The organism is Hydrogenophaga sp. (assembly GCF_041913525.1).
In the GTDB taxonomy this organism is placed as follows: domain Bacteria; phylum Pseudomonadota; class Gammaproteobacteria; order Burkholderiales; family Burkholderiaceae_C; genus Hydrogenophaga.
The window spans coordinates 16,725-35,067 of the sequence record NZ_JAYSFD010000021.1 but is presented as its reverse complement, the minus strand read 5'-3'; the positions used below and the strand labels follow the sequence as shown (position 1 = coordinate 35,067).

The following is an 18,343-nucleotide window of genomic DNA, read 5'->3' as shown; positions in this document are numbered from 1 at the left end:
CTGTAAACGGACTCTACTAACCTTCAACTGGTACGCCTTATGGGGGGCAGGTCAGCTCAGCAGTTGCACAGGGTCGGTGTCGTCGGATGCAATGCGGTCAGCGAATGTTTCACTGAGCAGGTCCAGTTTGGCTTTGAGCGGCCACACGCCTTTGTTGTCCACTTTCACCAAGCCCGTAGTCCCCAACTTGCCGTTCGGATCCAGGGCCGAGCGAATGGCCTTGACGGGGGCATTCAGCAAAACTGAAAGCGCATGGTGCACCTTGGCGGAGGACAATATACCCAGCCAATCGGCGGCATCGTCCAGCAAACGTTCGTTGTGCAACTCAACGACGAACGCTAACAACTGCTGTTCAAGGTCGTTCAACGCGATCATGTCTGCCAAGCGTCGGATGTTGCGTTGCAGCAAGTCGGGCAGCATGCACTCTGCGGCAGTCTCTTCGGCCAACTTGTACATCTGCGACAACTGAGCCTTGGCCTCGGCTTGATCAAACTTCCCCAGTGGCTGGCTATCCTGGGGGACTAATCCCAAGGCGACGGCCGTGCGGTCACAGCGGTACTGCGTTACTTCAATGAACTCACGGTGTCCACCAAGCGGAACCAGAAGCCGTAGCAGCCACAAGTTCTGAAGCGGGTTCAGTGTCGGCTGCGCGGGTGGATGTTTAGCAGAGTTTGTCATTCAGAACCTCCTATTGGGAGATTCTTCGTATCGTCGCGACAGAATATGTCGCAGCTGGACTGAAGCGGGGGGAGGACCTCGTAACGGGAGTTTGCGCTCCACCTACTGCATCACTTCCAGTTCGCCCCTTTTGATCAAGGGCGCGTCCTTACCGTGATCCGCTCGCTATTCGTTGCCTCTGGTGGCATCCTGCTGAGTAGGCCGACGACCCCTCGCGCGTGAGGCTCAAAGGAAAGCCAATCCTTTCGCTCGCGGACGCGAGCGCGCAAAGCCGCAGGTGTCCCATAGTTCATAGGCTGGTGAATGGCGAAGGTGATTGGCCGCGCACCTCAGTTCAAGGGAGGAAAAAACGATGTGGTTGATGACCCCGGTGGGGTTTTTCAGTGTGGTGCGCAAGGCCGTGGACATCCAGGGCAAGACGCTGACTGTGCGGGCACGTGTTCGAGAAGATCTGGAGGCACTGAAGACGGAGTACCTCCCCGAGTTGGGTGAGATCCAAGAAAGCGCGGTGAACGACTACCGCTTTCGGGCGGTTGCGCCCCAGGAGGCCGTGGCGCAGGCCATGGCGCGGCTGGTGAATGACTTGGACTACGACAACTTCAAGAATGCCGTGGCCAAACGCCAGGGGCAGGGAAGGGCAGATGTTTACCACGACGTTTGGTCGGTGTTGTATGGCTTGCAACGAACAGCAGCACCAGTGAAGCGGCGGGTGCGGCAGAGCGCCCCGTGAACGCTCCAGGGACCGGCCCATCTAAGAGCGCACTTCTTCATCCGCGCCGAGACGATGACGGCCAAGCAGTGTTGATCCGCCGGCCTAGTACGCCTACAGCTCTGGAGGCTTGGACCGACCCCACGCAGACTGCATCCGTCGTGCCGAATGGGGCGCTTCCTGGCGCGATCAACGGAGTGGTGCTGGAGCCTTGGAATGACCCGCCCACTTCACCAGAGGGATGGGCAGCGCTGGCGCGGGAATCCAAAGTGGCAGAGCCTGAGTTCAAGGTCCCAGACGGCTTGGAGCCTGCCGCTGGCGCGGTCATCGTGGAACCCGATGGCCGAGTGTGGATGGTCTGCCCGACGAATCAGTTCGGGGGATACGAGGTGACCTTTCCCAAAGGTCGGTTGGACGGCAAGAGCTTGCAGGCGGCCGCTCTGGTCGAAGCCTATGAGGAGGCGGGGTTGAAGGTGCGCTTGGTGCGCCACCTCGTGGATGTTCCGCGCTCGCAGACTTACACCCGCTACTACCTGGCCGAGCGCGTTGGGGGATCTCCTGCAGACATGGGCTGGGAGGCGCAATGCGTGATGCTGGTTCCAGCAGCAAATTTCATGAGCTTGAACTTGTCTGCGCCCGACCGCGCAGTGGTGGCGGCAATGACTGCGACGCAGGCCAAAGGCCATCAATTGGAAGCAGTCCGTGGGGCTCGTGCGTAGGGTTCCGTTTAGGTCCGGAGGTCGAAAGCCTGGATTTTTCCGCGGCTAGTGGACAGCACCACGAAGCATTCAGGTCAATGCCGCTTTGTGCAAGGGCAGGCGAGTCGCGCTCAGGGCGGTCAGCTGCTCGCGCGCGATTTGCAGGAAAGAAGTGCCCAAGCGCGAGAGAGGCCGGTGCCGGTTGCGCACAGCGTAGATGGGGAAGGTCGGTGTACCTGGCAACGCAGCGAAAACCAGGCCCTCGGGGCGATGGGCTCGCGCGGAAAGATCGTCCACGAAGGCCACGGCAGCCCCGGTGGCCGCCACCGAACAGGCCGCCAGGCCCGAGCGAACTTCGGCCGCCACGTTGCGCGCCAAGCCATGCGACTCGATCCAGTGATCAATCACTGCGCTCTGCGGCGCTTCTGGGCTGTAGACGACGAGGCGGCCCGCCAGCACCTCAGCCAATGATGGCTTCTTGCGTTTGAGCACCGCATGGTCGGCAGGCAAGGCGCAAAGAAGCTCCCAGCGTCCGATTTCCTCGATGTCCAGCGCCGGGTGGTCCAGCGGCGCGCTCGAGATCGCGACGTCGGCCTCTTCGGTCACGAGCAGCTTGACGATCTCACGCGTGGGCAAGGCCTCGAACAGCACCCGCGCCGAGGTGGCCTGCTCAATCAGCGCGGCCATGCTTCGCGGCACCAGTTGCAGCGCCGTGTTCGCGCTGGACAGCACCCGCAGCGTGGTCTTTGTGCCAAAGCGCAGGTGGGCGGCCACGTCGCGCACGTGCTGCACGCCGCGGTAGACCTTCTCGATTTCTTCGTGCAGCTCGCGGGCCTCGGCCGTGGGCACCAGGCGGCCACTGCGCCGCTCGAACAAGGCCACCCCCAGTTGCAGCTCCAGGTGCCGTACCAGGCGGCTGATACCTGGTTGCGCGACATGCAGCAGGCGCGCAGCCTCGGTGGTGGAGCCGGTGGTCATGACGGCGCGAAATACCTCGATCTGTCGCAGGTTCATGGCGCGCATTGTCGCTCGAGGATAACTCGGTGTTATTCCGGGCTGGCGTAAAAGTATTGGATCGTATGGCCATGCACTCCTAGCATTCCCGCAGGCAAAAGAATGCCGATTCAACCTTCCAGGAGACAAGACATGTTCAACCTTCACCGGCGCGCCTTCGCGCGAACCGTCCTCGCCGCCGCCCTGTCGTCGACGGCTCTACTGGCGCATGCCCAGGCGCTTGCATGGCCCACCAAGCCGATCACCCTCGTGGTGGGCTTCGCCCCTGGCGGATCGGCCGACATCCTGGCGCGCACGCTGAGCCAGAAGCTCAGCGGTGCGCTCGGTCAGCCGGTGGTGGTGGACAACAAGCCCGGCGCGGGCGCCACCATTGCCACCGCCAGCGTGGCTTCTGCCCAGCCCGACGGACACACCCTGCTGCTGGTCACCAGCGGCCATGCCGGCAGTGGCTCGCTGTACCCCGCGCTGCGTTATGACCCCATCAAGGCGTTTGCTCCAGTGGTCAAGCTGGCGGCGTCGCCCGTGGTGGTGGTGGTGCCGGCCAGTCAGCCTTGGAAGACCCTGCCGGACCTGCTGGACGCTGCGCGCAAGGCGCCGGGTACGCTGAACTACGCCGCTGGCGGCGGGGGGGCGACAACCACCGCGCTGGCCGCCGAGTTCCTGAAGAAGGATGCGCAGGTGGACATGGTGCAGGTGCCTTACCGGGGCTCTGGCCCGGCGCTCACGGCCTTGCTCGCGGGCGAGGTGCAGGTGGGCTTCGAGATCCCGTCGAGCGCCTTGCCCCACATCCAGTCGGGCAAGCTGCGTGCGCTGGCCGTGACCTCGCGCACGAAGAGCGCGGCGCTGCCTGAGGTGCCGACGGTGATGGACCAGGGCATTCGCAACTTCGACGTGGTTGGATGGTTTGGTGTGCTGGCGCCAGCCGCCACCCCCAAGGCGGTGGTGGCCCGCCTCAACCGCGAGCTCAACGCGATCCTGCAACAGCCGGACATTCGCGAGCGCTTCTCTGGCCTGGGCCTGGAGGCAACCGGCGGGACGCCGGAGGACTTCCAGAAGCTCATCGAGTCCGACACGCAGCGCTACGGCGAAGCCATTCGCCGCATGGGCATCAAGGTGGAGTGAACATGTCACGTGCAGGCGGTTGGACAACGGAGGTCGCCATCGTTGGTGGCGGGCTGGGCGGGGTATCGGCGGCGCTCGCGGCGCTGCGCTTGGGGCGGCAGGTGGTGCTGGTCGAGGCGTTGCAGTGGCTGGGCGGACAACTCACCGCCCAGGGCGTGCCACCCGACGAATACCCCTGGATCGAGTCGCTGCAAGCATCGCAGAGCTATGCGCAGCTGCGCCGAGCCATCCGCGACTACTACCGCCAGCACCTGCCCTTGACCGCCGAGGCCCGGCGCACGCTGTGCCTCAATCCGGGTCAAGGCAATGTCAGCACGCTGTGCCATGAGCCGTGGGTTGCCGCCAAGGTGATCGACGATCTGTTGGCGCCCTGGCAGGTGGGCGGGCAACTGCGCGTCTTGCGCTGGCACCGCGTGCTGCGGGCCGACACCTCGGGGGATCGGGTGACGGCCTTGCACCTGCTGGACCTGTCCACCGGAAACGAAGGGGTCTTGCAGGCGCCGATGTTCATTGACGCCACCGAAACAGGGGAGTTGTTGCGCCAGGCGGGGGTCGAGCACGTGACCGGTGCGGAGGCTCAGGCCGTCACACAGGAGCCGCACGCGCTAGCGCAGGCCGACCCCTTGGATCAGCAGGCGGTGACCTGGTGCTTTGCCATGGAATACCGGCCGGGCGAACATCACGTGATCGACAAGCCCGAGGGCTATGACCGATTCCGCGCGCTGCGGCTCGATTGCTGGCCCAACGCCCAATACAGTTGGACGCTGTCAGATTTCGTCACCCACCAGCCGCGCGTTCGTCCCTTGTTCGCCGGCGACACCGATGCGCCCGGTGTGTATGACCTCTGGCATGCCCGCCGCATCGCATGGCGAGGGCATTTCCAGCCGGGTGCATACCCCAGCGACATCACGCTGGCCAACTGGCCGCAGATGGACTACTGGGAACAGCCCCTGATTGGCGTGTCCGACGAAGCCGAGCAGCATGCGCTGCAGCAGGCCAAGCTGTTCAGCCTGGGCTTCTTCTATTGGATGCAGACCGAGGCACCGCGCCACGACGGGGGTGTTGGCTACCCCGGCTTGCGCCTGCGGGGCGATGTGCTGGGCACACAAGACGGCATGGCCCAGCAGGTTTACTGGCGCGAGGGGCGCCGCATTCAGGCAGAGTTCACCGTGCTGGAACAGCACATCGGTGTGGCCGCGCGCCCAGGGCAGGAGGGTGCCGAGCGCTTCTTTGACAGCGTGGGCATCGGGGCCTACCGCATCGATCTTCACCCCAGCACGCGTGGGCGCAACACCGTCGACATCGACTCGTACCCGTTCCAGATTCCCCTGGGCGCCTTGTTGCCCCAGCGGGTAGAGAACCTGTTGCCCGCCTGCAAGAACATCGGCACGACGCGCGTAACCAACGGCGCCTACCGGGAGCACGCCACTGAGTGGAGCATTGGTGAGGCGGCAGGTTCACTGGCTGCGTTCGCCTTGCAGAAGGCCGAGCCGCCGCGCGCCGTGCGCGCCAAGCCTGAACTACTGCAAGACTTTCAGCGTCTGCTGCAGGCCCAGGGGGTGTTGCTTGAGTGGCCGCGCTTCGGTGCGCTTACCCCACTCATGCGCACCGGCTACCAGAGCGCCGCCCAACGCCCCTGAGCCTGGCGCTTCCGGGCGCTTCAGGGCGCTTGGCGGCGCAGTCGCATCTGGCTGGGCAGCGGCACCGACAGCCGCAGCACATCGTCGGCCAGCCACTGCGCCGAGCGGCGCGCCCGCTGCGCCACGGTGGCCAGCGGCATTTGCAGGTAGTCGTCGTTGAACACCTCGAAGCTGTAGTCGCCCGCGTAGCCCAGCGCGTCGAGCTTGAGCACCAGTTGCACCAGCTGTTCGCTGTGCACTCCCTCGCCCGGGAACACGCGGAAGGTGCGCGCGGTGGCCATGCGTTCCTCGAAGGTGCGCGTTTCCTGCCACATGAAGTCAGCCAGCTGCACCAGGAAAATCTTGTCTGGCTGCAGGTCGTCGATGGCGTCCAGCGGGGTCTGTGCGGCAAAGATGTGGAACGAGTCAATGCCGATGCCCAGGTTGGGGCAGTCCGCGCGCTGGATCACGTCCCAGGCGGTGGTGAATTCGTTGACCGTCCGCCCCCATGACAGAGCCTCGTAGGCGATGCGAATGCCGTGGGGGATGGCCAGCATTGCGAGTTTTCGAAGGTCGCGCGCGAGGTGGTCGAGGTCATCGCTGGCGTGCTTCGAGGTGGACGAACAAGCCAGCAGCACATCGCAGCCGAGGGCGGCACACATCTCCAGCATCGACTTCGCGATGTCAACCTTGTAGGCATGCAGGTGGCCTGAGAGGCCCTCGAAGTCACGCAGCACCTGAAAGCCCGTGCCGCGCAGCCCGCTGGCGTGCACTGCCTTCACGGCGGCCTGCCAGCCCTGGGCATGGCCCACGAGGTCGTTGGCCTTGAGCATGACCTGCCCGAAGCCGGCCTCGGCCATGGCCTCCAGCTTGGCCTCCAGCGGCCCGGCCAGCGTGATGGTGTCCATGCCGAAGGAGTGAATGGCGAGGTCTTGCCGTTGGCGAAGAAGGGTGTTGTGGCCCATGGCGTCACTCGTGATCGGGTTCGTTTTGCACCAGCTCGAACACCACCGAGCCCAGGTAGGTCTTGGTGATGGCGCCACGGCGCTCGGTGTGCACGGCATCCGTCTCGACGAACTCGACACCGCGCGCACGCAACGCTTGCACGGCCGCCATCACATCGGGCACGCCCAGGCCAATGCGCTGCAGCCGCTCTCCGACGTCGAGCACGTTGGGCTCGGGCTCGATGAGCTGCAACATGAAGCGCTGAGAGGCATTCAGCGCTGGCGTGCGCAGCAGCCGGCCCTTGGGCATGATGCCGAAGCGCTGCTCGTCGGGAATGAGCTGCGTGCCAAAGAGCTCGCCGTAGAACTCGATCCAGTCGTGGCTGCGCTCGGGGCCGATGTACTGCACCACGCCGAAGAAGTGGATGCCAGCGGTGGCGGGCGGGTGCTGCTCCACCGTGGGAATGGGCACGAAATCGACGTCGTAGATGCTGAAGTGCTGGTACCGGTCCACGAAGTGGATGCGGCTGCCGCCCGCGCCGTGGATCGCCGGGATGTTGAGCTCCATCACATCGGCATGGGTGGGCACCGCCCAGGCGCCGCGCTCCAGCACGTAGCGATAGGCGGCCTGGGCGTCGCGCACGCGCAGGGCCATGGCGGAGATGGCCGGTGCTTCTCCTGCGTGGCCGGCGGCCTGCGCGTCGCACGGGTGCGCGTTGACCACGATATTCAACGCACCCTGGCGGTACAGCAGCACCTCGCGCGAGCGGTGGCGCGCGATGGGCCTGAAGCCCATCATCTCCAGCACCTGCCCTAACGCCTGGGGCTTGGCGGTGATGTATTCGATGAACTCCAGGCCGTCCAGGCCAATGGGGTTGCGTGCGTCGCTGAACGACGCTTGCAGCGGTTCTCGTTTGTCGGGGGTTAGCGTCAGCAGATCGCTCATGGCGTACTCCGGTGAAAGGCAGGCCAACCTGCCGGGCTGTGGCGGCTCAGTACTTCAGCCTGGACAGGCGGCGCAGATGGTCTGCGTCCGTGCTCGGCAAATCGAAGAAATCCAGGTAGGCGGGGATCTGTTCGAACAGCATGTCGGTGCCGATTTGCACCTCACAGCCCCGGGCCGTGGCGGCCCGCAGCAGCGGTGTCATCTCGGACTTCATCACCACTTCGCCAACGTAGGCGTGGGGCGATAGCCGATCGACGTCCAGTGGCAATGGATCGTCGGCGTTCATGCCGAGTGGCGTGGCGTTGACGACGAGGTCGAAATCGTGGGGGTCGTTGTCTCCGGCGGCCACGTCCAGGGCTGGGTGGTGCTCGCGCAATCGTCTGGCCAGTGCCTGGGCCGAGGCCGGGTTCGCATCGAACAACGCCAGCGTGCCCACGCCCGCAGCGGCCAGGGAGGCGGCAATTGCGCTGCCCACGCCACCGCTTCCCACCACCAGGGCGCGGGCGCCCTTCAGACGCAGGCCCTTGCGCCGCACGCCGCGCACGAAGCCCTCGCCGTCGAACATGTCGCCCACCAGGCGGCCATCTGCGTCGCGCCGCACGGCGTTGCACGAGCCGGCCACTTTCACGGCCACGCTGCTGTCGTCGAGCAGTCCCACGGTGGTGATCTTGTGCGGCATGGTGATGAGGGCACCCACCGCGTTTTCCAGCGCGAAGAAGCTGCGCAGCAGGGGCACGAAGTGTTCCGGTCGGCAACCCATTGGCACCACGACGGCGTTGATGCCCGCCGCCTCGAAGTACGGGTTGTAGATCATCGGCGACTTGAAGGTGTGCGTCGGGTAGCCGATGTGGGCGATCAGCCCGGTGTGGCCATCGATGTGCAGGCTCATGCGTTCACCAGCGCGCCGTTGGCCACCAAGGTGCTGCGCAGGCGGGTCGGGTCCACCCCTCGCACGTCCACCTCGCCACCGCCCTCGCAGGCCATCGCGGCCGCGATGCCGGCCGCCTGGCCCACCGCCATGGAGATCGTCATCACGCGGATCGCGGCCAGCGCGGCGTGCGTCGCCGAGATGCCTCGTCCGGCCACCAGTGCGTTTGAGAGACCGGTGGGGATGAGGCTGCGCAAGGGAATCTGGTACGCGTGGTCATCGCCCATGGCTGCATAGACCAGCTCACCGCCCGAGGCGGGATGGATGTCGATCGGGTAGGCGCCGCAGGCAATGCCGTCGGCGAACACCACCGGCTGCGTGAGCTCCTGCGCCGTGAGCACGTGGTCGCCTTCGACGCGGCGCGTCTCGCGAATGCCAACCTGCGTGGCAAACGCCCGCAGCCGACCGCCCGCGCAACCCGGCACGGCGCGCTTCAGATAGCCCGCTGCCCTCCATGCCTGTCGGCGGCCGTCGATCTCGGCCTGGCTCAGAGCCGTGGCATCGGTGGCGTTGATGCCCAGTCGGCTGATGTTGAACCAGGCGTCGGTGGAGTAGGGGTCTCGCGAAGAGTGCAACGCGGCACGGGCCAGTTCGCCGCTCTGGAATCCCTGGCGGGCCAGCGTCTGTAGCTCGGTGGGGGAGATCGCGTCGAAGCGCTCGAAGTCGATGGGGCCGAAGCAGAACATCATGGTTGCCGGCTGCAGCGCTTCCCCCTCCTCCAGCGGCAAAAAGCGCGCGCCTGCGCGGTGCAGCACGTCGATGTCGCCCGAGGTGTCGATCACCATGCGCGGGCGCACCTCGATCACGCCGCTCTTCGTGAGCAGGTGCACGGCGCGGATGTGTCCGCCTTCGCAGACCACATCGCAGATGCTGGCGTGCAGCATGGGCTGTACGCCCGCTTGCGTCACCATGTCGTCCAGCACGAGCTTGAGCACCTCGGGTGCGTATTCCACGCGGTCCATGCGGTGGCCGGTGGACATCACGAACACCTGGTGTTCGCCCGCCGCCTCGTAGCCACGCAGCCGCTGCACGACTTCATCGGCCAAGCCCGCCACCACGCGACGACCACTGGCGGTCTGCCAGCTGTTGAACTGCGCCACCGCGCCCCCGGTGGCGTTGCCGCCGAGGAAGCCGTACCGCTCCACCAGCATCACAGAGGCGCCCTGGCGCGCCGCGGCCACCGCCGCCATGGTGCCGGCCACACCGCCGCCGCACACCAGCACATCGACCGCCCTGAGCGGCCCCGGGTTGTGGGTTGTCACCTTCATTCCGCCTTGATGCCCCGGGCCTTGATGACGGCGGCGTAGCGCTCGCCCTCTGACTTGATGAACTTCACGGTGTCGGCGCGGTTCAGGATCACCGGTGCCACGCCAAGCGCGGCGAATCGGGTTTTCACGGCATCCGAGGCGAGCGCGGCGCCAAGCAGCGACTCCAGTCGGGCCAGACCAGCGGCGGGTATCGATTCCCTGGGCGCGAACAGCGCGGCCCAGCCTTGGACTTCCAGGCTCGGCTGGTTCAACGAGCGGAAGGTGGGGACGCCCGGCAACTCGGGCACCTCCTTGGGCGACGAAACCGCCAGCGCACGAAGGCGGCCTGCGCGGATGTGGGCGAGCACACTGGGCAGGTTCAGGAAGCCCAGCGCGACCAGGCCCCCCAGCAGATCTGGCATGAGCGCGCTCTCGCCCTTGTAGGGCACGGGGGTGAGCGTTGCACCGATCTGGCTCGCGAAAATCTCCGCGATCAGGTGCGCCAGCGTGCCGTTGCCGCTGTTGCCCGCCATCAGCTTGCTTGGATGGGCTTTGGCCTGGGCGACCACGTCGGCAAAGCTCTTCAGCGACGAGGTGGCCGGCACCACCAGCACCAGCGGCTGCGCCGAGACCATGCCCACGGCGTCAAAGTCACGCGCCACGTCGTATCCGATGTTGGGCATCAGCGACGGGTTGATCACCATGCTGTTGCTGCCCATGAGCAGGGTGTGGCCATCGCGGCTTTGCGCAGCGGCACTCACGCCGATGGCACTGCCCGCGCCGGGTTTGTTGTCCACGATCACGCTCTGGCCCAACTGGGGGGCGAGCAACTCGGCCAGCACGCGAGCCGAGCTGTCGGCCCCGCCCCCCGGGGCGAAGGGCACGATGATGCGCACCGTCTTCGAAGGCCAGGTGTCGGCGGCCTGTGCGCGCTGGGGCCAGACGGCGGCGGCTGTCAGCGCGGCGGCGCCGGAGAGCAGTGCGCGGCGGCGCAGGGGAGTGGACGGGAGTCCGGAAAGGGTAGTCATGCGTGTCTCCTGAGTCGGTTTCGAGGGATCCGGCGCAATGCTCGGAGCCAGACCGGGCATCCTAGGAACGCCACCTCTAACAGGCAAATACCAATCCTTTGCGGTGAAATAACATGTTGTTATCACCCCCCGCAGGACCAAGATACATGAACTTGCGCCAGATTGAAGTGTTCCGGGCGACCATGCTCACCGGCTCCACCGCTGATGCGGCCCGGCTTCTGCACGTGTCGCAGCCTGGCATCAGCCGGATGATCGGGCACATTGAGTTGCAGCTTGGGTTTCGCCTGTTTGAGCGCGGCAAAGGCCGGCTCAAGCCCACGCCGGAGGCCCACGCGCTCTATGCCGAGGTGGAGCATGTGTATCGAGGCGTACGGCGCATTGATGAGCGCGCTCGGGCGCTGAAGTCGGGCGGTGGCCTCACGCTGCGTGTGCTGGCCAGCCCCAGCACCCTGCTGGAAATTGTGCCCGGCGCGGTGGCTTCGCTGTCGGCCGACTACCCCGATTCCCTCATCTACCTGGAGTCACAACTGGTGCGCGACATGGTGCGCTTGCTCTCCACTGGCGAGGCCGACGTGGGCATCAGCAACCTGCCGATCGACCATCCGATGCTGGTGTCGGAGCCGGTGGGCTCCTGGTCATTGGCTTGCGTGTTCCAGCGCGGGCACCGATTCGAGCAGGAGACCTCGGTATCCATCGGCGAGATCGTGAAGGAGCGGCTGATCGCCTTTAGCCCAGACACGCCTCAAGGGCGGTTGGTGGCCGAGCACTACCCGCGCGCCATCGGCACCGGGCCCCGGCGCATTGAGGTTCGCTCCGGTCAGGTGGCTTGCGCGCTGGTCGAGGCCGGTGCCGGGGTGGCCGTGGTGGACAACCTCACGGCCCGCGCATGGCGCCAAGACCAGCTCTTGTTCCGTCCGATCAAGCGCTCGCCGCGAACCCTGGTGTACAGGGTTCGCAACCCGGGTTTTCCCAGCTCGGTGCTCGAACAGGAACTGGTTGATCGCGTTCGCCAGGGCTTTGGCGACCTTGAAAAAAAGGACTCTCGATAACGCAATGAACGGGTGTGCTGTCGCGGTTGCTTTTAGCCGCGTTCAATGCTGACAAAAGGTAAAGACCTGCCGACATGAGTCGAGGTCTATCTATTTGTGAGTAAGCGTCCGGCAAACCCAGGCCTACCGAGGCCGGTGATCAGGCGTCGGCGGGTTTCCAGCGGTGTGGCAGGAGCTCGACGATGCGGCTGGCCTTGTGCGTGGGCAGTCGCGTGAGCACGTCCTTGAGGTAGGCATACGGGTCGTGCCCGTTCATGCGGGCCGACTGGATCAGGCTCATGACGGCGGCCGCTCGCTGGCCCGCACGCAGGCTGCCGGCAAACAGCCAGTTGTTGCGCCCGATGGCAATGGGCCGGATCTGGTTCTCGATCTAGTTGTTGTCCACCGGCAGTTGTCCGTCACCCGCGAATCGGGTCAGCGCCACCCAGCGCCGCAGGCTGTAGTCCAGCGCCTTGGCGGTTGCCGATCCGTCGGGTACCTGGCGCCGTTGCAGCGTCATCCATTCATGCAAGGCGTCCAGGATCGGCCGGGTCTGCTGCTGCCGAACGGCTTGCCGCTGCTCGGCCTCCAGTTCTTTGACTTCGCGCTCGATCTCATAGACCCGGGCGAACTGCTGCAGGGCGAACTCGGCGATCTGACTCTGATTGGCCGCGTGCAGGTCGAAGAACTTGCGTCGTGCGTGGGCCAGCCACCCCACCTCGGTCACGCCGCTGGCGATCAGGGCCTTGTAGCCACTGAAGTTGTCGCAAGTCAGGCTGCCCTTCCAGGCATCGTCGGTGCCGTGGCCCAGAAAGCGCCGGGCGTGCTCGCCCGAGCGCGACTCGCAGAAGTCGTAGACCACAGCCTTGATGCTCTCGAAGGCCCCCGGCGCATAGGCCCGGAGGTAGGCGCGGTGCGTCTTGCCCTCGCCGGGCTTGAGCATGGCCACCGGTGTCTCATCGGCATGCAGCACCCGGTGGCTGAGGATCTCGGTCTTCAGGGCATCGACCAGCGGCTGCAGCCGCACCCCGCAGGTGCCCACCCACTGCGCCAGGGTCGAGCGCGGGATGGCCAGGCCAGCGCGGCCGAAATTCGCCTCCTGCCGGTACAGCGGCAGGTGATCGGCGTACTTGTCCACCAGCACCTGGGCCAGCAGTCCGGCGGTGGGGATGCCCTTGTCGATAACGTGCGCGTCGACCGGCGCCTGTTGAATGGTCTCGCACCGGGCGCATGCCCACTTGCCGCGGATGTGGCGCTCGACACTGAAGACGCCGGGCACATAGTCAAGTTTCTCGGCCACGTCCTCACCCACGCGTTTCATCTGGCACACACACGCGCATGTGGTGGACGCAGGTTCGTGGCGAACCTCGCGGCGCGGCAGGTGCGCCGGCAGCGGTAGCCGTTTGGCTTGTTTCTTATCGGGGGTGGCCGACGTTTGTGTCTGCGCCAGCGTATCGATCTCGCTGGCCACAGCCGCCAGGTCCGCTTCGATCTCGTCTTCGAGCAGGCTCTTCTATTCGGGGTTGAAGCGCTCTGACTGGGCGACGAACTTCATGCGCTTGAGCAGCGCGTTCTCGTGGGTGAGCTTGTCCAGCAGCGCGCTCTTGTGGCGAACCTGAACCATCAGCCGAGCGGCCAGCTTGCGCATTTGTTCTGCACTCAGACTCTCCAGCGATTGCGGCTCGACCACCATGGGCAGGACTGTGCCAGCGCCGGTGCAGCCGCACCATCGGCGCATGCCCCAATTGGCAAGCGCTTGCGCACAGACCAGAGTCAGATCACGGTGATGACGCCACCATCGCCCAGACGCTGCCAGGGCAGGCCCAGCACCAGCGCATCGAACTGCGAGCGACTGATCGTGGCGGTCAACGCACCCTCACGAGACCAGACGAACTTGCCGCTGTTCAGGCGCCGTGCTGCCAGCCACACCCCGATGCCGTCATGCACCAGCACTTTCATGCGGTTGGCTCGCCGATTGGCAAACAGGTAGGCGTGATGCGGGCGCGCAGCACCGAAGACGGCTACCACGCGGGCTAGAGTGGTGTCCGTTCCGGCACGCATGTCCAGCGGCTCGGTGGCCAGCCACAGGGCATCAATGCGGATCACTTGAGCAGCTCGCGCATCCAGGCCGCGCAGTGCTCGGCCGCGCAGACCGGCCAGGTCAGCGAGATGCTGGTAGCGCCACGGCGCAACTCGTTGCGGATGTCCGGGGCCGGCGCACAGCTGGGCGCAGGCAGCGTCACCGGCACGAAGGTGGGGACTTGCACATCTGTGCTGGGGGCATGGGCCAGTCGGCGCCATTTGTGCACGACGTTGGCGTTGATGCCGTGCGAGAGCACCACGCTGGCCACCGATGCACCGGGCTGGGCGCACTCGGCCAGGATCTGCTGCTTGGGCTCGGCACTGTGGCGCCGACGGGTCCTGTTCTTGGCTTCGGTCATGGTGTCCACCTATCTCGTTTGGTGGACACCATCGTTGCCGCCTACGCCGTCAACCTCAAGGGCGGGATGACCGCGCGCTTGCATTTGTGAAATGGTGCCTCAAAGTGAACCCATTCAGCTACGGTTTCCTCCTCCCTTGCTTGTCAGAAGCGCCTTGCAGCGCCGGGCCAAGACATTGCGTCGGTGCGCTGGCCGCGCCATTGGGCACCGCAGATGCTGGCCGAGCGCCTCGACGCTTCGGTGAACACGGTGCGGCGCCTGGTGGAGGCGGGTGCCGGCCACGGCGTGCTGATGCGGCCCTGACCATCCCTGCTGGTTAGCCCAACAAGAAATAGTCGCTTCCCTCTCGATGCGCGGCTCCCTAGAGTGGTTGCAGGTGCCCGCGACTGCGGCGCCTTGCACCGCGCAGGAGGTGGTGGCGATGGCCAGGGTTAACCCACCTTTGTTCCCAGGCCTGCATGGCCCGCGCACTTGGCTAAGACAACAGGAGACAAGGTCATGACACGGTTCTTTCGTTCGCTTCCGGTGAGACTGGCCTGCGCCGCCGTGGTGGCCGCCGGTGCACAGGCGCCGCTGCAGGCGCAGACCCCCACGTACCCGACGAAGCCGATTCAGTTGATCGTGCCGTTCAGCGTGGGTGGCGATGCCGACCAGTCGGCCCGTAACCTACAAACGCTGGCGCAGCAGTTGCTGGGGCAGCCGGTGCTGGTGGTGAACAAGCCGGGCGCAAGCGGTGCGATCGGCTCGCAGCTCGTGCGTGACGCCGCGCCTGACGGCTACACCTTGCTGATGGCGCGCACGGGGCCTCAGGCCATCTTGCCGGCCTTGCAGCCCAAATCGCTGGGCTACAAGTGGAATGAGTTCACCTTCATCGGCATGCTCGACCTGAACCCTGTGGTGTGCGTGGTGAACGTTGACAGCCCGCACAAGTCGATCGCGGACCTCACCAAGGCCCTGATCGACAAGCCGGGCAAGCTGTCGTACAGCACCTCCGGCCCGGCCACCACGCAGAGCCTGGCCCCGCAGTTGCTGCTGTCGCTGCTGGGCCTCAAGCCCGATGCCGCACTGAACGTGCCCTACAAGGGCGGTGGCGAAGTGACCATGGCCGTGATCTCGAAAGAGGTGGACTTCGCCTGCAACAACTTCAGCTCGCTGGCTGGGCAGATCAATGGGGGCAAGCTGCGCGCGCTGCTCACCACCACGCCCAAGCGGCTGGAGAAGCACCCCGACATTCCCACGGCGCGCGAAGCCGGCTACCCCCAGTTGGAGGCTGTGTTGGGCTGGAGCGCCCTGTACGGCCCGCCCAAAATGGACCCGGTCGCGGTCAAGCGCTGGACCGCCGTGTTGAAGCAACTTTCGGAAGACCCGAAGTGGATTGCGGGTAACGCGACTTTCGGTGGCATCCCGAGCGTGATGTCGGCCGCCGACACAGAGAAGTTCGTGAGCGACAGCTACGCCACCTACCAGGCCCTGGTCCAGAAGACAGGCATGGAGATCAAGTGAGGTGTTGCCTGGGGCTGGCATGAACCCGGCGGAGCAGGGCTGGTGCCAGGCACTGGTGAGCGCCGTGGGCGAGGCCCATGTGCTGAGCGAGCCGGTGGACATGGGACCGTACTGCACCGATTGGCACGGCCGGTACCGCGGGCGGGCCCGGGCGGTGGTGCGGCCTCGCACGACGCAGGAGCTGGCGCAGGTGCTGCGCGTGTGCCAGCGCGAGGGCATTCCGGTGGTACCACAGGGCGGCAACACCGGCCTGTGCGGCGGCGCCACGCCAGACGACTCTGGCCAGTCCATCGTCTTGCACCTGGGGCGTTTGAACCGGCTGCGGGCGCTGGACCCGGTGAACGGCACCATCACGGTGGAGGCTGGCATGGTGTTGGCCCAGGTGCAGCAGCACGCCCGTGAGGCGGGTATGTTGTTCCCGCTGAGCCTGGCAGCCGAAGGCAGTTGCACGATTGGCGGCAATCTGGCCACCAACGCGGGCGGCACGGGCGTGCTGCGCTATGGCAACGCCCGCGACCTGACCCTGGGCCTCGAGGTGGTGACCGCCACGGGCGAGCTGTGGGACGGCCTTCGCAGCCTGCGAAAGGACAACACGGGCTATTCCCTCAAAGACCTTTTCGTGGGCTCGGAGGGCACCCTGGGCATCATCACCGCGGCGGTGTTGAAGCTCTATCCCCAGCCGGCCGAACGGTCCACCGCTTTCATCGGCGTGTCGGGCCTGGACGGGGCGGTGCGCTTGCTGAAGTACGTGCAACAGGCCTTCGGCGCGGACGTCACGGCCTTTGAGGTGATGTCCCGGCGCTCGCTGGAGCTGGTGGAGCGCCAGGCCAGCTTAGGCGCACCGCCCATCACCCCCAGCCCCTGGGCCGTGTTGCTGGAGATGTCGTGTGGGCGCGCGGGCCTGAACCGCGAGGCCCTGGAGGCGGTGCTGGCCGAGGCGATGGAAGAGGGACTGGTGCTGGATGCTGCTATTGCCGTGTCGCTGGAGCAGGCGCAGACCCTGTGGGCCTGGCGCGAGCGCATTCCCGAAGCGCAGAGTGCGTACGGCGGTGTGCTCAAGCACGATATCTCGCTGCCGATCTCGGCGCTGGCCGATTTCGAGGCCGAGACCAGCCGCCTGATCCACGAGCGCTGGCCGTCCCTGCAGACTGTGGTGTTTGGACACGCGGGCGATGGCAACTTGCACTACAACGTGGCGCTGCGCGAGCCGGGAGATTTCTCGGCCCTGGCCGCGTGGCGCGATGAGGTGCTCACGCTGGTGCATGACCACGTCGTCCAGCGCCAGGGTTCCTTCTCGGCCGAGCACGGCATTGGTCAGTCGAAGCGGCAGGAGTTGGGCGCGCGCAAGCCGGCGGTGGAGCTGGCACTGATGCGCGGGCTCAAGGCCGCGCTGGACCCTCAGGGCATTCTGAACCCGGGCAAGGTGCTGCCCTGAGGTGCGGGCCTCGGTGCCGCGGCTCAGGGTGTGGGCGCCAGTGTCTGGCAGGGAAGGTGCGGGCGCAGCACGGCAGGCGCCGGCGTGGCGGGCGCGCGTGTGAGCGGGTCTTGCCCGAAGAAGAGGCCAAGGGCGGCGTTCACCTGGCGCTCGTGGTGCACCGCCAGGTGAAGGGTGCGCCGCAGCGGCGGCACCGTGGTGGACAGTTCGACCAGCGTGCCTTTGGCCAGCTCGTCCTGCACGATCAGGCGCGAGAGGCAGCTCACCCCCAGGCCGATCCGCACGGCTTGCTTGATGGCCTCTGAACTTCCCAGCACATGCGGCGGCTGGCTGGGCTTGATGTACGCCATCAGGGCGTCATCCATCGCGTTGCGTGTGCCAGAGCCTTTCTCGCGTACCAGCCAGGCGGCGTTTTCCAGGGCTTGGCGGCCCAGGCGTACGCCCGAGCAACGCTGTTGCACCGCCAGGGGGTGGTCCGCTGAGGCCACCAGAATCAGTTCGTCGTCGCGCCAGTGCTGCAGGTGCACGCCGGTGGTGTCGCCTGGTCCCTCGATGGCGCCACCGTCCACGTCGCAGTCGCGCACCAGGCGAAGCACCTCGGCGGTGTTGGCGATGTGCACGTCCACCCGGTGGTCGGGGCATTGGTGGGCGTAACGGGCCAGCAGGTCGGGGATGAGGTAGTTGCCGATGGTGGTGCTCACGGCCAGGCGCAGGTGGCGGCACGGTCGCCCGCTGAGGAAGTCCATCTGGATGCCGCGGGCGCTGTCGAGCATGGACGCGCCGCGCGCCAGCAAGGAGCGGCCCACTGCGTTCAAGACCAGCTTCTTGCCAATGCGGTCGAACAGTTGCACGCCCAGGGCGAACTCCAGGTCGTTGAGGGCCGCGCTCACGGCCGATTGCGAAATCGCCACCTCTTCGGCGGCGCTGGCGGTCGAACCCGAGCGCGCCACCGCAGAGAAGATCTCCATCTGCCGCAGGGTGAAGCGCAGGGCTGCCATGGCGC

Annotated in this window: 17 protein-coding genes and 1 pseudogene; 7 read left to right on the top strand and 11 right to left on the bottom strand. The window is 66.0% G+C overall.

The genetic code is table 11. The annotated features are described in order from the left end of the window. Positions 1-51: 51 nt before the first annotated feature. A complete protein-coding gene (locus ACE3RQ_RS18055; protein ID WP_374523473.1) occupies positions 52-678 on the bottom strand; it encodes a hypothetical protein in 627 nt (208 codons plus the stop codon). A 352-nt stretch (positions 679-1,030) separates the two neighbouring features. Between ACE3RQ_RS18055 and ACE3RQ_RS18050 the strand changes: the two genes are divergently transcribed. Together ACE3RQ_RS18050 and ACE3RQ_RS18045 are read left to right on the top strand one after the other, a co-directional pair. Beyond that, on the top strand, positions 1,031-1,408 hold the full coding sequence (locus ACE3RQ_RS18050) for a hypothetical protein (RefSeq protein ID WP_374523472.1): 378 nt from the start codon (positions 1,031-1,033) through the stop codon (positions 1,406-1,408). A gap of 332 nt (positions 1,409-1,740) precedes the next feature. Beyond that, complete coding sequence (locus ACE3RQ_RS18045) at positions 1,741-2,106, top strand: NUDIX domain-containing protein (protein ID WP_374523476.1); 366 nt, start codon at positions 1,741-1,743, stop codon at positions 2,104-2,106. Between the two features lie 69 nt (positions 2,107-2,175). Here ACE3RQ_RS18045 and ACE3RQ_RS18040 read toward each other — a convergent pair whose 3' ends face one another. Next, complete coding sequence (locus ACE3RQ_RS18040) at positions 2,176-3,099, bottom strand: LysR family transcriptional regulator (RefSeq protein ID WP_374523471.1); 924 nt, start codon at positions 3,097-3,099, stop codon at positions 2,176-2,178. A gap of 132 nt (positions 3,100-3,231) precedes the next feature. Between ACE3RQ_RS18040 and ACE3RQ_RS18035 the strand changes: the two genes are divergently transcribed. Both ACE3RQ_RS18035 and ACE3RQ_RS18030 read left to right on the top strand, forming a co-directional pair. Further along, complete coding sequence (locus ACE3RQ_RS18035; protein ID WP_374523469.1) at positions 3,232-4,221, top strand: Bug family tripartite tricarboxylate transporter substrate binding protein; 990 nt, start codon at positions 3,232-3,234, stop codon at positions 4,219-4,221. Between the two features lie 2 nt (positions 4,222-4,223). Beyond that, a complete protein-coding gene (locus ACE3RQ_RS18030; RefSeq protein ID WP_374523468.1) occupies positions 4,224-5,861 on the top strand; it encodes an FAD-dependent oxidoreductase in 1,638 nt (545 codons plus the stop codon). Positions 5,862-5,881: 20 nt separating this feature from the next. Here the strand turns inward: ACE3RQ_RS18030 and ACE3RQ_RS18025 are convergent, their stop codons facing one another. From ACE3RQ_RS18025 to ACE3RQ_RS18005, 5 genes are read right to left on the bottom strand one after another with little or no spacing between them, the layout of a single operon-like run. Beyond that, the gene (locus ACE3RQ_RS18025) at positions 5,882-6,805 is read right to left on the bottom strand and encodes a sugar phosphate isomerase/epimerase family protein (RefSeq protein ID WP_374523467.1); all 924 of its coding nucleotides are present in this window, start codon (positions 6,803-6,805) and stop codon (positions 5,882-5,884) included. A 4-nt stretch (positions 6,806-6,809) separates the two neighbouring features. Continuing rightward, positions 6,810-7,730: a 4-hydroxyphenylpyruvate dioxygenase gene (locus ACE3RQ_RS18020; RefSeq protein WP_374523466.1), complete on the bottom strand. Its 921-nt coding sequence runs from the start codon at positions 7,728-7,730 to the stop codon at positions 6,810-6,812. Between the two features lie 46 nt (positions 7,731-7,776). Further along, positions 7,777-8,619, bottom strand: coding sequence for a shikimate dehydrogenase (locus ACE3RQ_RS18015; protein WP_374523465.1), 843 nt, complete (start codon positions 8,617-8,619; stop codon positions 7,777-7,779). Then, positions 8,616-9,920 (bottom strand): FAD-dependent oxidoreductase, encoded by a 1,305-nt coding sequence (locus ACE3RQ_RS18010; RefSeq protein ID WP_374523464.1) that lies wholly within the window; start codon positions 9,918-9,920, stop codon positions 8,616-8,618. Before ACE3RQ_RS18010 ends, ACE3RQ_RS18015 begins: the two co-directional genes overlap by 4 nt. A 2-nt stretch (positions 9,921-9,922) precedes the next feature. Then, positions 9,923-10,933, bottom strand: coding sequence for a Bug family tripartite tricarboxylate transporter substrate binding protein (locus tag ACE3RQ_RS18005; protein WP_374523463.1), 1,011 nt, complete (start codon positions 10,931-10,933; stop codon positions 9,923-9,925). Positions 10,934-11,079: 146 nt separating this feature from the next. On the opposite strand from ACE3RQ_RS18005, the gene ACE3RQ_RS18000 reads away from it, so the two are divergent. Then, on the top strand, positions 11,080-11,982 hold the full coding sequence (locus ACE3RQ_RS18000; protein WP_374523461.1) for a LysR family transcriptional regulator: 903 nt from the start codon (positions 11,080-11,082) through the stop codon (positions 11,980-11,982). A 139-nt stretch (positions 11,983-12,121) separates the two neighbouring features. Here ACE3RQ_RS18000 and ACE3RQ_RS17995 read toward each other — a convergent pair. From ACE3RQ_RS17995 to ACE3RQ_RS17985, 3 genes and pseudogenes are all read right to left on the bottom strand, one after another. Then, positions 12,122-13,654, bottom strand: a pseudogene (locus tag ACE3RQ_RS17995) (IS66 family transposase). Between the two features lie 80 nt (positions 13,655-13,734). Further along, on the bottom strand, positions 13,735-14,067 hold the full coding sequence (gene tnpB, locus ACE3RQ_RS17990; protein WP_374523460.1) for an IS66 family insertion sequence element accessory protein TnpB: 333 nt from the start codon (positions 14,065-14,067) through the stop codon (positions 13,735-13,737). Further along, a complete protein-coding gene (locus ACE3RQ_RS17985) occupies positions 14,064-14,402 on the bottom strand; it encodes a transposase (RefSeq protein ID WP_374523459.1) in 339 nt (112 codons plus the stop codon). The genes tnpB and ACE3RQ_RS17985 overlap by 4 nt, the downstream gene beginning before the upstream one ends. Positions 14,403-14,900: 498 nt before the next feature. Here ACE3RQ_RS17985 and ACE3RQ_RS17980 point away from each other — a divergent pair, with 498 nt between their 5' ends. Both ACE3RQ_RS17980 and ACE3RQ_RS17975 read left to right on the top strand, forming a co-directional pair. Further along, positions 14,901-15,905 (top strand): tripartite tricarboxylate transporter substrate binding protein, encoded by a 1,005-nt coding sequence (locus tag ACE3RQ_RS17980; RefSeq protein ID WP_374523458.1) that lies wholly within the window; start codon positions 14,901-14,903, stop codon positions 15,903-15,905. Positions 15,906-15,924: 19 nt separating this feature from the next. Further along, positions 15,925-17,340 (top strand): FAD-binding oxidoreductase, encoded by a 1,416-nt coding sequence (locus ACE3RQ_RS17975; protein ID WP_374523457.1) that lies wholly within the window; start codon positions 15,925-15,927, stop codon positions 17,338-17,340. Between the two features lie 23 nt (positions 17,341-17,363). Here the strand turns inward: ACE3RQ_RS17975 and ACE3RQ_RS17970 are convergent, their stop codons facing one another. Then, on the bottom strand, positions 17,364-18,338 hold the full coding sequence (locus ACE3RQ_RS17970) for a LysR family transcriptional regulator (RefSeq protein WP_374523456.1): 975 nt from the start codon (positions 18,336-18,338) through the stop codon (positions 17,364-17,366). Between the last annotated feature and the right edge of the window lie 5 nt (positions 18,339-18,343).

Bases quoted from the DNA above. Each gene is read 5' to 3' on its own strand.
- ACE3RQ_RS18055 (WP_374523473.1), bottom strand. From the start codon at position 678: ATGACAAACTCTGCTAAACATCCACCCGCGCAGCCGACACTGAACCCG.
- ACE3RQ_RS18025 (WP_374523467.1), bottom strand. From the start codon at position 6,805: ATGGGCCACAACACCCTTCTTCGCCAACGGCAAGACCTCGCCATTCAC.
- ACE3RQ_RS17970 (WP_374523456.1), bottom strand. From the start codon at position 18,338: ATGGCAGCCCTGCGCTTCACCCTGCGGCAGATGGAGATCTTCTCTGCG.
- ACE3RQ_RS17980 (WP_374523458.1), top strand. From the start codon at position 14,901: ATGACACGGTTCTTTCGTTCGCTTCCGGTGAGACTGGCCTGCGCCGCC.
- ACE3RQ_RS18050 (WP_374523472.1), top strand. From the start codon at position 1,031: ATGTGGTTGATGACCCCGGTGGGGTTTTTCAGTGTGGTGCGCAAGGCC.
- ACE3RQ_RS18035 (WP_374523469.1), top strand. From the start codon at position 3,232: ATGTTCAACCTTCACCGGCGCGCCTTCGCGCGAACCGTCCTCGCCGCC.
- ACE3RQ_RS18005 (WP_374523463.1), bottom strand. From the start codon at position 10,933: ATGACTACCCTTTCCGGACTCCCGTCCACTCCCCTGCGCCGCCGCGCA.
- ACE3RQ_RS18030 (WP_374523468.1), top strand. From the start codon at position 4,224: ATGTCACGTGCAGGCGGTTGGACAACGGAGGTCGCCATCGTTGGTGGC.
- ACE3RQ_RS18040 (WP_374523471.1), bottom strand. From the start codon at position 3,099: ATGAACCTGCGACAGATCGAGGTATTTCGCGCCGTCATGACCACCGGC.
- ACE3RQ_RS18000 (WP_374523461.1), top strand. From the start codon at position 11,080: ATGAACTTGCGCCAGATTGAAGTGTTCCGGGCGACCATGCTCACCGGC.
- ACE3RQ_RS17985 (WP_374523459.1), bottom strand. From the start codon at position 14,402: ATGACCGAAGCCAAGAACAGGACCCGTCGGCGCCACAGTGCCGAGCCC.
- ACE3RQ_RS18045 (WP_374523476.1), top strand. From the start codon at position 1,741: ATGGTCTGCCCGACGAATCAGTTCGGGGGATACGAGGTGACCTTTCCC.
- ACE3RQ_RS18020 (WP_374523466.1), bottom strand. From the start codon at position 7,730: ATGAGCGATCTGCTGACGCTAACCCCCGACAAACGAGAACCGCTGCAA.
- ACE3RQ_RS17975 (WP_374523457.1), top strand. From the start codon at position 15,925: ATGAACCCGGCGGAGCAGGGCTGGTGCCAGGCACTGGTGAGCGCCGTG.
- ACE3RQ_RS18015 (WP_374523465.1), bottom strand. From the start codon at position 8,619: ATGAGCCTGCACATCGATGGCCACACCGGGCTGATCGCCCACATCGGC.